At 56.4% G+C, this 13089-nt stretch carries 14 protein-coding genes; 12 read left to right on the forward strand and 2 right to left on the reverse strand.

What is annotated here, in order from left to right; all coding sequences use genetic code 11:
• Positions 1-48: 48 nt before the first annotated feature.
• The 12 genes from ACTIDN_RS06200 (at position 49) to ACTIDN_RS06255 (ending at position 12219) form a co-directional block, all read left to right on the forward strand.
• On the forward strand, positions 49-1110 hold the full coding sequence (locus tag ACTIDN_RS06200) for an ABC transporter substrate-binding protein (protein ID WP_441376367.1): 1062 nt from the start codon (positions 49-51) through the stop codon (positions 1108-1110).
• A gap of 101 nt (positions 1111-1211) precedes the next feature.
• Positions 1212-2981 carry a chloride channel protein gene (locus ACTIDN_RS06205; protein ID WP_441376368.1) on the forward strand — a complete coding sequence of 590 codons (1770 nt, stop codon included), beginning with the start codon at positions 1212-1214 and terminating at the stop codon, positions 2979-2981.
• Positions 2982-2990: 9 nt separating this feature from the next.
• The gene (locus tag ACTIDN_RS06210; RefSeq protein ID WP_441376369.1) at positions 2991-3797 is read left to right on the forward strand and encodes a nucleotidyltransferase domain-containing protein; all 807 of its coding nucleotides are present in this window, start codon (positions 2991-2993) and stop codon (positions 3795-3797) included.
• A 94-nt stretch (positions 3798-3891) separates the two neighbouring features.
• Positions 3892-4323 (forward strand): hypothetical protein, encoded by a 432-nt coding sequence (locus tag ACTIDN_RS06215; protein ID WP_441376370.1) that lies wholly within the window; start codon positions 3892-3894, stop codon positions 4321-4323.
• A 108-nt stretch (positions 4324-4431) separates the two neighbouring features.
• Entirely contained in the window at positions 4432-5478 is a 1047-nt protein-coding gene (locus ACTIDN_RS06220) for an NAD(P)H-quinone oxidoreductase (protein ID WP_441376371.1), read from the forward strand.
• Positions 5479-5598: 120 nt separating this feature from the next.
• Positions 5599-6282, forward strand: a complete 684-nt coding sequence (locus tag ACTIDN_RS06225; RefSeq protein WP_441376372.1) for a YggS family pyridoxal phosphate-dependent enzyme — start codon at positions 5599-5601, stop codon at positions 6280-6282.
• A 97-nt stretch (positions 6283-6379) separates the two neighbouring features.
• Positions 6380-8374, forward strand: coding sequence for a potassium transporter Kup (locus ACTIDN_RS06230; protein WP_415507217.1), 1995 nt, complete (start codon positions 6380-6382; stop codon positions 8372-8374).
• Complete coding sequence (gene hemW / locus ACTIDN_RS06235) at positions 8371-9531, forward strand: radical SAM family heme chaperone HemW (RefSeq protein ID WP_441376433.1); 1161 nt, start codon at positions 8371-8373, stop codon at positions 9529-9531. The genes ACTIDN_RS06230 and hemW overlap by 4 nt, the downstream gene beginning before the upstream one ends.
• A 179-nt stretch (positions 9532-9710) precedes the next feature.
• Positions 9711-10820: a nucleoside hydrolase gene (locus ACTIDN_RS06240; RefSeq protein ID WP_441376373.1), complete on the forward strand. Its 1110-nt coding sequence runs from the start codon at positions 9711-9713 to the stop codon at positions 10818-10820.
• A 117-nt stretch (positions 10821-10937) separates the two neighbouring features.
• On the forward strand, positions 10938-11366 hold the full coding sequence (locus ACTIDN_RS06245; protein ID WP_415507215.1) for a DUF1489 family protein: 429 nt from the start codon (positions 10938-10940) through the stop codon (positions 11364-11366).
• Positions 11367-11520: 154 nt separating this feature from the next.
• Positions 11521-11721, forward strand: a complete 201-nt coding sequence (locus ACTIDN_RS06250) for a hypothetical protein (RefSeq protein WP_441376374.1) — start codon at positions 11521-11523, stop codon at positions 11719-11721.
• 66 nt (positions 11722-11787) lie between these two features.
• On the forward strand, positions 11788-12219 hold the full coding sequence (locus ACTIDN_RS06255) for a CHRD domain-containing protein (protein ID WP_441376375.1): 432 nt from the start codon (positions 11788-11790) through the stop codon (positions 12217-12219).
• Positions 12220-12365: 146 nt separating this feature from the next.
• Here the strand turns inward: ACTIDN_RS06255 and ACTIDN_RS06260 are convergent, their stop codons facing one another.
• Both ACTIDN_RS06260 and ACTIDN_RS06265 read right to left on the reverse strand, forming a co-directional pair.
• Positions 12366-12743, reverse strand: coding sequence for a hypothetical protein (locus ACTIDN_RS06260; protein WP_415507212.1), 378 nt, complete (start codon positions 12741-12743; stop codon positions 12366-12368).
• A gap of 109 nt (positions 12744-12852) precedes the next feature.
• The gene (locus tag ACTIDN_RS06265; RefSeq protein ID WP_441376376.1) at positions 12853-13071 is read right to left on the reverse strand and encodes a hypothetical protein; all 219 of its coding nucleotides are present in this window, start codon (positions 13069-13071) and stop codon (positions 12853-12855) included.
• Positions 13072-13089: the final 18 nt, after the last annotated feature.

Genomic DNA, 13089 nt, shown 5'->3' on the forward strand with positions numbered 1-13089 from the left:
CTCTCTATATTTTATGCTATACGGCTATAATGTCATGAGGGGCCTGTAATGCGGGTATATTCATCTTTCTGGCTTGGTATCTGTCAACGCGCGGTCGCCACACGCAACGCCAGTCTGGCTCTCGGGTTGATGGCGGGCCTGAGTACTGCCTTGGCCAGCACCAGCGCCTTTGCCCGCCCGGTAACAGATATGGGCGGAACGGTTGTGCAGGTGCCGGATGCGCCCTCAGCCATTGCAGATTTATGGTTTGCCCATAACGAAAGCCTTGTCATGCTAGGCGCTGCCAGCAAGATAAAGGTTACGGCAGAAAATCCGAAAGACCGCCCATGGCTTTTCAAGGTCGCTCCTGCCTTGCGTCAGGCAAAAACGGGTGTACGCCCTAACACGGCAGACCCTGAAGATCTTTTAAACCGTAAAATTGATCTGGTTTTTGTGTCCGATCAGGGGCAGGCAGAAACCCTCCGCCACAAAGGCCTGACCGTGCTGAACGCACATTATGTGACGTGGCCGGACATGCTCCGGTCTCTGGACATGACGGCACAGGCACTGGGCACCCCCTACGCACGGGACACGGCGGCGCTGTATCGCAAAAGCATGGAAAATACGTTGCAGTATATTCAAGAACGGCTGGCTCCGCTTGATGCTGCACAACGCCCACGGGTGCTGCATATTGCAAAACTCAACCCTTTGCAGGTGGACGGTACGGACACACTGATTGATAGCTGGATTACCACCGCTGGCGGCCGCAACGTAGCCACCGTAACCGGCAACCACCGCCCCACCACTTTTGAACAAATTGCTGCATGGAACCCGGACTTCATTATTCTGGACCCAGCCAGCGGCGCGCCGGACGCAACGTCCCCTCTCCGCACTCTTAAAGCCTTTCAGGACGGCAAATGGGCTGTCAGCCCGCAAGGTGTCTTTGCATGGGACCGGTATGGGTATGAAGAATTGCTCCAGATACAATGGGCCGCAAAGCAGCTTCACCCCACCCTGTTTCAGGATGTCAACATGACGCAGAAAGTGCAGGACTTTTACAAAACCTTCTTCCACTACACGCTGAGTGCTGACGATGCAGTGCGTATTCTTGCAGCACAGCCCCCAGCCTAGGTTTTTTAAAGAAAGAATACCTTTGCTCCGGCGGATGGGAACAGGCATGATAGTGCAGTGATGCACCGCGTAGCCTTTCCCATGCCCATGCTGGCACGCCCATGACAGGCCTGCTGGAGCATATGCGTACCCACACCACGCCGCCGCGTTTTCTGGCAGCTTTGCGGGCCTTGGTGCGTACCAACAGCCTGTGGCTGATTGCCCTTGCGGCCCTGACAGGCATTCTTGCCGGCTCTGTCGTCAGTATCATGACGAGCACTACTCTTTTTGCCCATCATCTGCTCTCTCCCGCAACAGGCCGGTTATCTGGTCTGGCGACTGTGGACCCTGTGCGGGCGCTGCTTGTTCCCTCTCTAGGTGGCCTTCTGCTTGGCCTGTTCAGCTACGCTTTGGCACGGAGCAAACGCTTCCGGCCTGTTGACCCGGTAGAGGCCAATGCACTGCACGGGGGCCGGATGTCTCTTCGTGATAGCGCACTGGTTGCCTGCCAAACCATATTGTCAAATGGGTGTGGGGCCTCTCTGGGGCTTGAAGCCGGGTTTAGTCAGCTTGGGGCGGCACTAGGCTCCCGCATTGGGCGACAGTTGCGCATGCACCGGGCGGATGTCCGGCTTCTTGTAGGCTGCGGAGCTGCTGGTGCTATCGGCGCTGCCTTTGATGCGCCCTTGGCTGGCGCGTTCTACGCGTTTGAACTGATTATCGGCACTTATACCCTTACGGCTCTGGCCCCCATTGCTTTGGCATCGGTCGTTGCCCTCGGTGTCGTACACACAACCGGCATGGTGCTGCCGCCTGTGCAGGTTCCCGCGCCGGAGAGCATCCCGCCAATAGCGTTTCTACCTATTGCCGGACTAGGCATTGTAACCGCGCTGGTTGGGGTTGCGCTCATGAAAGGCGTAACGCTTACAGAACGGATTTTTACAAAAATCCCTCTACCTGTCTGGTCAAAACCTGCTGTTGGCGGTGCTCTTGTTGGGCTTCTGGCTCTTGTCTCCCCTTCCGTGCTGTCCTCCGGGCACATGGCCATGCGGGCCGGGTTGCTCAATACGCCCCCTCTCCTGCTGGCTTTGGGGTTACTGGGGTTAAAGGCTCTGGCCTCCGCTATTTCCATTGGGTCGGGTTTTCGTGGCGGGCTCTTTTTTGCCTCCCTGTATCTTGGCGTGCTCACTGGCGCTGTGTTTGCCGGTGTTCTGTCCCCGCTCATGGCGCTACCTGTCTCCGTATGTGCCATAGTGGGGATGTGCGGGTTAGCGGTTGCGGTCATTGGTGGGCCCATGACCATGATTTTTCTGGCACTGGAAACCACAGGCAGCCTTCCCCTGACCAGCGCGGTCATGGTGTCCGCCATTCTATCTTCCCTGACGGTCCGGCGCACGTTTGGCTATTCCTTCGCAACATGGCGTTTCCATTTACGTGGCGAAAATATTCGGTCTGGCGTTGACGTTGGTTGGATGCGTAACCTGACCGTTGAGCGCATGATGCGTACAGAAGTGCCAACGCTTTCCGCCACAACCAGTGTGGGAGAAGCGCGGGATGCCTACCCCGGTGCAACGCCGCGCTATATTGTGCTGCGGGACGCACAACGCCGGTATGTTGGCATAATAGAAAACGTGTCCCTCCACTCCCGCCGGTATAATGACACTACTCCTGTCACGGAGCTTGTGCAGGAAGGAGATATTACGTTGCCGCCCTGTACCTCCCTGTCTGTCGCGTTAGATTCTTTTGAACGCACCACGCGCCCGGCTCTGGCTGTTGTGAACGAGGAGGGTATGGTGATGGGCCTTTTGAGCGAACGATACGTGCTGCGCCGTTACGCTGAGGAACTGGAGCGCACCCGCCGTGAACTGGCGGGGGAAAAACACAAAGGCTAAGCGTTTTTTATGACTGTGGACCCTATCTCACCCTCTCTCAGAACCGAAATTGCTCATCGGCTCACAGGGCTAGAACAGCAGGAAAATATTCATATTCTTCTTGCTGTTGAGTCTGGCTCACGCGCATGGGGCTTTCCCTCACCCGACAGCGATTACGATATCCGGTTTCTCTACATACGTCCGCGCAACTGGTACCTGAAGCTACAGTCCGGGCGGGATGTTGTTGAATCCCCGATTGAAGGGGAGATCGACCTCAATGGCTGGGATATCCGCAAAGCGCTTCTGCTGTTGCTTAAATCCAATGCTGTTATCAGTGAATGGATAAGCTCGCCCATTCGCTACAGGACGGATCATCCTGTTATCCGCCAACTGGCCCTGCTGGCTGATGATGTACTGGATGCCCGCGCCCTTGCTCACCATTACGCAAGCCTTGGCCGCAATGCCGCGGAACGCTGGTTGTCTTCTGACGGCCCCGTTCCAGTTAAGAAATATTTTTATGCCCTGCGTCCGGCCCTTGCCATCCGCTGCCTCAGGCTGGCGCCGGAGCAGAGACCGCCCATGAACCTACAGACTTTGATGGAACACGCAGAGCTTTCAGAGAGCCTGAAAAATGACATTAACGGTCTGGTAGCGGCTAAAGCCCGCACGCATGAACTAGGCAACACCACCCGCCTGCCTGCGCTCGAAAACCTGATACGTGATGAACTGTCACGTGCTGGAGAACTACCTGCCCGCCCTGGTGCCTCCGCAGCCCACCACATGGCACAAAGTGACCAGATTTTCCTTGATCTTGTAGACAGCTTCCCGTCACTCTGAGACAGGCATCATGCTGTTATTTTGTAGGCTAGACGGACACATAACGACGTTTCTACCCTGCACATCGTACAAAACCCTGAGATAAGGAGATGTTATGCACAGCGCAGGCTCTTCAACCGGGCTCCTGATCAGCTTTCCGGGCAGGCCGGTTCTGTCACGGCAGGATGCCGTGCGGTATCTGGGGGTAAATGCTACAACCTTCTGGGCTTTGCGCACACTGCGCTGCACCCCCGCCGCCCGTATGCTGGACGGGCGCGTGGTGTACCGCACAGAAGAACTGGAACAGTTTAAAACCAGCCTGATGCGTACCGTAGGTGTGGGCTACAGCAATAGCCCCTACCAGCTAACCGCTGAGCGTACAGCCGTCCAACCTTTGCACACATCCCCCCAGCCTGAAGAAGGCAAAACAGCCCCTGACCCGCTGATGCAGCTTCTGGCCCGCGCCACAATCCGCCATCGTATGATTTTGCTGACATTCTGGAGCATGATCCTGACTGGCGGACTCTGTACACTTATTCTGTTTTAAGGGTGCGGACTGCAAGGCCTATCCAAGACGTGAAGCCGCACACTCTTTTGGTTTGAAACAAAATGCGGCTTGATGCGCTTGCCTGCTTACACAGCACAAGAGCACATCATGACCCCTGCGTCCGCCCATCCAGTTCCTTCCACATTACAGGCCGTATGCTTTGATGCACCGGGGGGACCAGACGTGCTGCTCCTTGCTACGCTCCCCATCCCGCAACCGGGCCGGGGCGAAGTACTGGTGCGGGTTATGGCCGCAGGCGTGAACAGACCGGACCTTATGCAACGGCAAGGACTCTACCCGCCACCACCCGGCGCCAACCCCCGACTAGGGTTGGAGATTGCGGGCGAAGTTGCCGCCTGTGGCGCACCGCTTGCTGGGCAGACCATGCCTGCCATAGGAAGCCGCGTTTGCGCCCTAGCCAACGGTGGCGGCTATGCGGAATACTGCCTTGTGCCCGCAGGCCAGTGCTTGCCGTGGCCAAAAGACTTCACAGCCGTGCAGGCTGCCGCGCTGCCGGAAACCTATTTTACCGTCTGGTCCAACCTGTTCATGCCTAGCCTTCCTGCCACTGGCAGCCGGGTGCTGATACATGGTGGAGCAAGTGGCATAGGCACAACTGCCATCCAGCTTGTCAAAGCCTTTGGCGGTCAGGCTTTTGTAACTGCGGGCAGCGCTGAAAAATGTGCCCTATGCACACAGCTTGGGGCCAAAGCCATAAACTACCGCGAAGAAGATTTTGCCGAACAGATTAAAACCCTGACCGACGGGAAAGGGGTGAATTTTATTCTCGACATGATTGGTGGTGCTTATCTGGAGCGAAACCTCAAAAGCCTTTCGCAGGACGGACGACTGGTCATCATCGCTCTACAAGGTGGCGCAAAGGCGGAAAAGGCAGATCTGGCCCGGATTATGACCAGACGTCTGGTTGTGACTGGCAGCACCCTCCGGGCACGGGATGCCACCGCCAAAACCCTGATTGCGCGGCAGTTACAGGAACATGTCTGGCCTCTGCTTGCCGCAGGGCAAATCCGGCCGCTTATCCATGCAACATACCCGCTTGCTGATGCGGCGGCGGCGCATCAGGCGCTGGAAGAGGGCAACCATAGCGGCAAAATTGTTCTCATTACCCCGTATGGTGCATCTGCACAGGGCTGAAGTCTGCCTCTGCGCAAGCAGGGTGCCTTTCAGGCGTAATATGAGCTAGAGTATCATGGACATCACACCGCCCCTGCGCGGTGTGCCTGTATTCATGAATGTGAGAAGCTCTGTAATTTTATGGTCACTCCCCTCCTTCTGGCAGACAGACTCGCGCATGTGCGCGCCCAGATTGATACCGCTGCCCGTGCCGCAGCCAGAGACCCCTCTGAAATTACATTGGTGGCTGTCTCCAAATTCCACCCTGCCACCAGCGTGCAGGAAGCCATAAAGGCTGGCCAACGTATATTTGGTGAAAACAGGGTGCAGGAAGCCGCTGCCAAATTCCCCGCACTACGGGCTAGCCACCCGGATATTCGCCTGCATCTGATTGGTGGCCTGCAAACCAACAAGGCACGAGACGCCGTACGGCTTGCAGACATGATTGAAAGCCTTGACCGCCCTGCCCTTTCAGACGCACTGGCCAGAGCAGCGGACACGGAAGGCCGGATGCCTGACTTGTTGATAGAAGTGAATACGGGTGACGAGCCCCAAAAATTTGGTGTCCCGCGTGAGCAGGCAGATGCCTTTATCCGCGCCAGCCGCGCCCGGTTTGGGGACCGCCTGAAAGGACTGATGTGCATTCCACCGGCAGAGCAGGACCCGGTGCCACACTTTCAGCTTTTGCGCAGCATGGCGCAGGTTCATGGGCTTTCTGTCCTGTCCATGGGCATGTCAGCTGACTATCCACAAGCCATTGCTCAGGGCGCCACATTGGTGCGTGTCGGGACCGCCATTTTTGGCCCCCGCCCCGCTACAGCCTGACAAGGGCGCTTAATCATGACTTGCGCCACCCTCTGTCCCGGCCTTATTGAGGCCGCCGGAAACCTCTTTCCCTGTGCATTGTGGAGCCTGAACTGACATGACCGATCAAGCCAGCACATCTCCCGATGCGCACAAGCCTGATGCAACCGCAGCGGGCGCAACCGGGGCCACGGGGTCGCACAACCCGCGCCATATTACGGACTTTGACGCAGACCAACCCCAGCATACCGCCGCACCCGTAGGGTTTGCAGCACTCCTGGGTGTTCTGGGTGTTGTTTATGGGGATATCGGGACCAGCCCGCTTTATGCTTTCCGCTCTACGGTTGAGGTCATCTCCGGCCATCACTCTGTAGAACCGTGGGAGATCATGGGGGTTGCAAGCCTGATCTTCTGGACGCTCATTCTGGTTGTTACCGTCAAGTACGTGCTGCTGATCATGCGGGCCGACCATAATGGAGAGGGGGGTATTCTTGCCATCACCTCTCTGGCCCAGCGTGTAGCCTCCAGCCCCAAAACACGCATAGGCCTTGGGCTTGTGGGTATTGTGGGGGCCTGTCTGTTTTTTGGGGACGGGATTATTACCCCGGCTATCTCCGTGCTGTCCGCCATTGAAGGGGTGGAGGTGACCGTCCCGGCAGCACATGACTTTGTTATTCCCGTTGCCATTCTGGTTATCATCAGCCTGTTCAGTGTGCAGTGGGTGGGTACCGGGCGTGTGGGGACCATTTTTGGTCCGGTCATGCTGCTCTGGTTTGGCACATTGGGTGTTATGGGGCTGCTGGAAGTGCTCCATCACCCTGCCATTCTTATGGCACTCTCTCCCACCTATGCGCTGGAGTTCGTGTTCTACCACGGCAAACTGTCGTTTTTAGCGTTAGGCTCAGTGGTTCTGTGCGTCACCGGGGCAGAAGCGCTTTATGCTGATATGGGACACTTTGGCCGCGCGCCTATTCGGTATGCGTGGCTGTTTTTTGTGCTGCCCATGCTGGTGCTCAACTATTTCGGGCAGGCGGCTCTGGTCATTGCAGACCCCAAGGCGCTCGCCAATCCCTTCTTCCTGCTCTGCCCGCACTGGATGCAGGTACCAATGGTTGTGCTTTCAACCCTTGCTACCGTCATTGCCAGTCAGGCCGGTATTTCGGGCGGGTTCTCCATCTGCCGCCAGCTTATCCAGCTTGGCTATATGCCGCGCCTGCGCATTACCCATACCAATGCGGATGAAGAAGGGCAGATCTATCTGCCAGACTTCAACCGCTTTCTTGCCGTGGGTGCCGTATTACTGGTGGTTGCCTTCCGCAGTTCCGATGCCTTGGCATCCGCCTACGGCATTGCTGTAACCGGTACTTTCATCTGCACCTCTATTCTGGCCATTGTGGTGTTCCGTCACCACTTCAAGTGGTCTGTCGGCAAGGTTGCTGCGGTGTTTGGCAGCTTCTTCCTGCTGGATCTGATCTTCTTTTCGGCCAACGCCCTGAAAATACCAGATGGTGGCTGGGTACCGGTCCTGCTGGGCTGTGTGCTGACCCTGATGATGACCACTTGGAAAAAAGGCCGTGGCCTGATTGTCGGCCGCCAGCGGCAGGATAGCCTGCCAATGGGCTCTTTTATTGCCCGCCTGCCGCAGTCTCGTATCATTCGTGTGCCCGGCATGGCCGTGTTCATGACGGGTACGCCGGACTTCGTGCCGCCCTGCCTGTTGCACAACTTGCGCCATAACAAGATCCTGCATGACCATGTTCTGTTCGTTACCGTGCAGAACCTTGATCAACCGGAAGCCGACCGTGGGCACCGTGTGTCCGTTGAAGAACTGGCTCCCAATATCTACCGTATCATCCTGCGTTACGGCTTTATGGAAATGCCCAACATTCCCCGCGCACTGGAAGACCTGAAAGCTAACGGTGTGGATTTTGACGCGCTGCAAGCGTCCTATTTTACATCCCGTGAACTGATCACCCGCTCTTCCGTGCCGCGCCTGTCACACTGGCGGATGTCCCTGTTCCTGTTCATGGCGCGTAACTCGACTTCCAGCATGGAGTTCTTCCGCATCCCGCCAGACCGCGTGGTGCAGTTGGGCGTGAAGGTGGCAATCTGACCCAGCCTTCCGAGCCTCTGGCACTTTACATCCACTGGCCTTTTTGTCTGGCCAAATGCCCGTACTGTGATTTTAACTCCCACGTACGGGCTCAAATACCTGAAGCCCGTTTTGCACGTGCCCTCCGGACAGAACTTGCGCATGATGCTGCGCGTCTGGGCCGCCGCAAACTGGGATCGATCTTTTTTGGGGGCGGAACACCCTCCCTCATGGCGCCAGAAAGCGTAGCCGCTCTTATTGAAGACGCGACCTCCCTGTTTGAGCCGCTGCCAGATCTGGAAATAACGCTGGAAGCAAACCCCACCAGCGTTGAAGCCGGGCGGTTAGCAGGCTTCCGGCAAGCGGGGGTCAACCGGGTATCCCTAGGGATTCAGGCCCTTGATGATGCCGCCCTGAAATTTCTGGGGCGCGAGCATTCTGCCCCACAGGCTCTGGCGGCGCTTGAAACCGCCCGCAAGCTTTTTCCCCGCATTACGTTTGACCTGATTTACGCCCGGCCCGGCCAATCCCTGACAGACTGGCGGCAGGAGTTGGACACCGCGCTGCGGCTGGTCGCAGACCATGTGTCCCTCTACCAGTTGACCATTGAACCCGGCACCAAGTTTGAGGCGCTTTACCGTACAGGGGCCTTTACCCTACCCGACGAAGATGAAGCCGCAGCCCTGTATGAAGAAACGGCCGAGATTACCGCACGCCACGGGCTGACGGATTATGAGGTCTCAAACTACGCCCGACCGGGAAGTGAAAGCCGCCATAACCTGACATATTGGCGCTATGGAGATTACTTGGGCCTTGGCCCCGGTGCTCATGGCCGCGTTACGGAGGGTGATGCTCTTTTTGCCACGCGCCGCCACCGCGCACCTGAACCATGGGCCGACCTTGTGGAACGCACAGGCACCGGGCAGACATCACAGGACAGACTGGACCCGCAGGAGCGCGCCCGTGAAATGCTGCTTATGGGACTGCGGGTGAAGGAGGGGATATCCCTGCCCCGTTTTGCCGCCCGCACCGGCCTGACACTGGAGCAGGCGACTGACCCCACCATTCTACAGGCCGCGCTGGAAGAAAATTATCTGCACCGCACGGCAACAACACTGTCCGCCACCCCTGAAGGCCGCCTGCGCCTTGAGGCTTTGCTGCACGCGCTGGTCGTATAAAACAAGGTCGTCCATAGGCACCTTGAAGCGCTCTTAAAAAAGTTGGCCTGTTTTTTATAGGCCAACAGACATAAAGCTCTTTTTTTGGCCTTAAAGCCTTCTCTATACTGCTATCACCGCCCATCAGGCCTTGGCCGATACCAGCCTGCGGGGATTTTTCTGTGTTCGAGGCTTTCCCCATGCATCCATCCACCCTGTCCCGTTTTACCCGCCTTGGTCTGACCGCAGCCTGCACTCTGGTGCTTGGATGGAGCCTGACAGCCCAGCCCGCACGGGCGGAAGGCACGCAGGAACCAACCCTGATTATTGAGGATAATGATTTTCTGGGGCCGGGTGGGTCTGACATTCAGTCCACCATTCCTCTTTTAGCTGACCCACACATCAAGGTACTGGGTTTTACCGTCACAACCGGGGATGACTGGGAGAACGCCGAGTCAGCGCATCTGCGCCGCTTTCTGGAAATTGCTAATAAAGCAGATATTCCTGTCTCTGACGGCGCAGTTTATCCGCTGCTGAACACGGTGGCATTAATGCGCCTGCATGAACAGGAGTTTGGCCGTATTCCGTGGAAAGGCGCATGGGGGGGACTGGGCGATAGTGCAAAAGCTTCCGAAACCCAGCCCGCTCTCCCTAAACTGGCAGAGGGCCTACCCAGCACTGCGGCCTCGCCTGAAAATGCGGCCCTTTTCATGATACGGGCCGTGCATCAACACCCCCATCAGGTCACCATTCTGGCTGCTGGCCCGCTCACTAATCTGGCGCTGGCCATCCGGCTGGACCCCACTTTTGCCGCTACGGCCAAGCAACTGGTCTTTATGGGTGGCCTGCTGGATACGGACCTGATCTCTGTAACCGGCAACGCAAACTTTGCCTCAGACTTTAACATGATTTTTGACCCGGAAGCCGCCCACATTACCCTGACCGCGCCCTGGCCCGCCATTACCGTTGTGGGCAATATTTCCAATGATATTGCCATGAGCAAAGAGTACATGGCCCGCATTGCCAAGAAAAACACGCCTGTTACGGCCTATCTCAGCAAATACTATTCCCCGTTGCCCATGTGGGATGAGTTGACGGCCGCTATTGCGGCTGACCCATCCCTCGTGCAGCACTCCGTAAAAGCATATATGGATATTGATACCAGCCAAGGGAGCCACTATGGCCATGCCCGTGTCTGGGCCAAAGACATGGCCCCCCGCAGCCAGCATGTCAGAGAAGTCACGCTGGTGCAGAAGGTTGATGTGCAGCGTTTCCTGAACAATTTTATACAGCAGGCGCAGTCTCTCTAACCTCTGCCTTGCTCTGAAAAAAGCGAGGCGCTTGCGGGCAAACGCCTCGCTCGTTTTTTCAGAACCACTTTACAAAACACTGTAGGCGTTGTGCCCATTTTGTTCTAATCTGGGGGTATGCTTAATCTCATCAAGCTGGTTGTTGGCGTCTCCTCTCTGGAAGAACTGGCCGAACGCCAGAAATCCGCCCAGAACTGCCGGATGCACCCCGAATATGGCGCGCTACCCGTTGTGCATACGCGCTCCTTCCCCAAACGCAGCGATGAGATACTGGCGGGTGGTTCCCTGTACCGTGTGATCAGCGGCCTTATCCTTTGCCGCCAGCGCGTACTGGATATCCAGACCGAAACGCGCCCCGATGGCACCCAAGGCACTCTGATTTTACTGGAGCCAAAAATCATTCGGGTTGAACCCAGAGCCTTACGGCCTTTTCAGGGCTGGCGGTATCTGGAGGCCAAAGATGCCCCGCCTGATCTGGCAAGCGGGAGCAGCAACGCGGCACTGCCGCCCGCTTTGCAAAAAGAACTTACTTTACTGGGCCTTTAAGAGTTTCAGGGCAGAAAGTCCGCGCCGAATTTCAAGAAAACGTCACACCCATTTTGCACTGCGCTTGTATAACCTTGTGCTCAGGCATTCCCTAGTCTGCTTACCCTTACCTTGCAGGCTCACTCAGCCTGCTTCGTTTTATGGCAGTTTATGCATGAGCAATCCGATGACTTTTTCATCCCGCCCGTCTTATTCCGCACAACAGGGTCCTGCCATGCAGGATGGCGCAACAGAGCGGTGGATTAAAACCATTCGCCAGAAAATGGAAAATGCATCAACACAACCGCGTGTGCATTTTCAACGCAGCCCGCGGCGGCCTGTAGATGAAGAAGGTACCTTAAGGGATTTTGAATAAAAACTGCCTTGCTCCTGACACCATCTCTCCATACCGTTTGTTAAAGGTAGAGAGCGGAGCAAAAGCATGAGATCTTATTATTCCAGCTTTTTAAAAACTGTTTTGGCTACGGCTTGTGTCACAGCACTGGCCACGTCTGCCCACGCAGAACGGAGTGAGCGTTATAGCGGCACCTTCACGGCTGACCATAATGCCCCCACAAAAGCCAGCGGCAAGGTAGATACACTCTTTTATCCGGCGGCTCATGTTCTACGCTACACTGCTAGCTGGAAAGATCTGAGCGGCCCGATGAAAGTTGCTCATTTTCAGGGCCCTGCGGCCGAGAATAAAAAAGCGCTGCCATTTGCAACGGTGCATCGGACAACACCCACCAGCATGAGCGGCAGCCTTCTTCTCACCCCTCAGCAGGAAGAAATGCTACGCAATGGAAAGGTGTATCTCAACCTACAAACCACAGCGTATCCTACTGGAGAAGTAAAAGCTCAGCTGACACAGTAGAGGCTGACGTCACTTCGCCCTCCCCGTCTCGTGCCTCATGGGTATGAGCGCGATTTTCAAAAAATAGTAGTCTGCCGGTCGCAGCAGGCGGCTTCCTTTGACCAGAAGACGCCTGATGTTCCGTTCAGCAATTTCACACTACAAAATTAGAAGTGCGTATCCTGCTGCCCTGCAGCGGGCGGTGTGCCTGCTGTAGGCGCTGGAGTGCCAGATGTCATCTTGCCCGGCTGGGTAGAATGCTCGACATCATAAGCGGTGGCTTTCTCCTGATACGTACCTTTGGCGCCAGGATGTTCCTGATCATACAAGGCAGCCTTTTGTTTGGCTTCCTTACGATACTCGTGGCGACGATACATACCAGTGACACACCCGCCCACGGCTCCCAAAACGCCATGCTTCACCAAGTGGCCACCAACGGCGCCAGCGGCACCATATTTTATGCAGCCACCGGGTTCGGCCTGTGCCACGGTACCTGTTGTCAGCGCAACAACAGCCGTTGCGGCAAGCAATGTGAATTGACGCATAGTTTTTAAAATCCTTTTTAAACACACGCATGAAATCCGTGTGCTCCGTTCTTGATAACCTTATCTTATGGCAACACTATGCCATGATATGCATAGAAATGCGGAAAGATTAGCAACGCCGCTTTTCATGCGGGCGGGCACCGTATTCGCTGGTGCTGGTGCCAGCCAGTCCGCCACTCCCGTTAGGTCCGGTCATACCCGGTCCCTGCGCCATACCACCATGCGGGTGCGGCCCTTCACAATGTGGGCCCGGATTATGCCAACCACACCCTGCTGCACTCAGGCTTAAAAGCAAACAGACTGTGCCGATAATTTTTTGTAAATGCATAATGCCTCCCGGATGCCA

This window comes from Acetobacter sp. (genome assembly GCF_052102375.1).
In the GTDB taxonomy this organism is placed as follows: domain Bacteria; phylum Pseudomonadota; class Alphaproteobacteria; order Acetobacterales; family Acetobacteraceae; genus Acetobacter.

Coding starts and splice junctions, on each gene's coding strand:
- ACTIDN_RS06200 (WP_441376367.1), top strand. CDS start 49: ATGCGGGTATATTCATCTTTCTGGCTTGGTATCTGTCAACGCGCGGTC.
- ACTIDN_RS06205 (WP_441376368.1), top strand. CDS start 1,212: ATGACAGGCCTGCTGGAGCATATGCGTACCCACACCACGCCGCCGCGT.
- ACTIDN_RS06210 (WP_441376369.1), top strand. CDS start 2,991: ATGACTGTGGACCCTATCTCACCCTCTCTCAGAACCGAAATTGCTCAT.
- ACTIDN_RS06215 (WP_441376370.1), top strand. CDS start 3,892: ATGCACAGCGCAGGCTCTTCAACCGGGCTCCTGATCAGCTTTCCGGGC.
- ACTIDN_RS06220 (WP_441376371.1), top strand. CDS start 4,432: ATGACCCCTGCGTCCGCCCATCCAGTTCCTTCCACATTACAGGCCGTA.
- ACTIDN_RS06225 (WP_441376372.1), top strand. CDS start 5,599: ATGGTCACTCCCCTCCTTCTGGCAGACAGACTCGCGCATGTGCGCGCC.
- ACTIDN_RS06230 (WP_415507217.1), top strand. CDS start 6,380: ATGACCGATCAAGCCAGCACATCTCCCGATGCGCACAAGCCTGATGCA.
- ACTIDN_RS06240 (WP_441376373.1), top strand. CDS start 9,711: ATGCATCCATCCACCCTGTCCCGTTTTACCCGCCTTGGTCTGACCGCA.
- ACTIDN_RS06245 (WP_415507215.1), top strand. CDS start 10,938: ATGCTTAATCTCATCAAGCTGGTTGTTGGCGTCTCCTCTCTGGAAGAA.
- ACTIDN_RS06250 (WP_441376374.1), top strand. CDS start 11,521: ATGAGCAATCCGATGACTTTTTCATCCCGCCCGTCTTATTCCGCACAA.
- ACTIDN_RS06255 (WP_441376375.1), top strand. CDS start 11,788: ATGAGATCTTATTATTCCAGCTTTTTAAAAACTGTTTTGGCTACGGCT.
- ACTIDN_RS06260 (WP_415507212.1), bottom strand. CDS start 12,743: ATGCGTCAATTCACATTGCTTGCCGCAACGGCTGTTGTTGCGCTGACA.
- ACTIDN_RS06265 (WP_441376376.1), bottom strand. CDS start 13,071: ATGCATTTACAAAAAATTATCGGCACAGTCTGTTTGCTTTTAAGCCTG.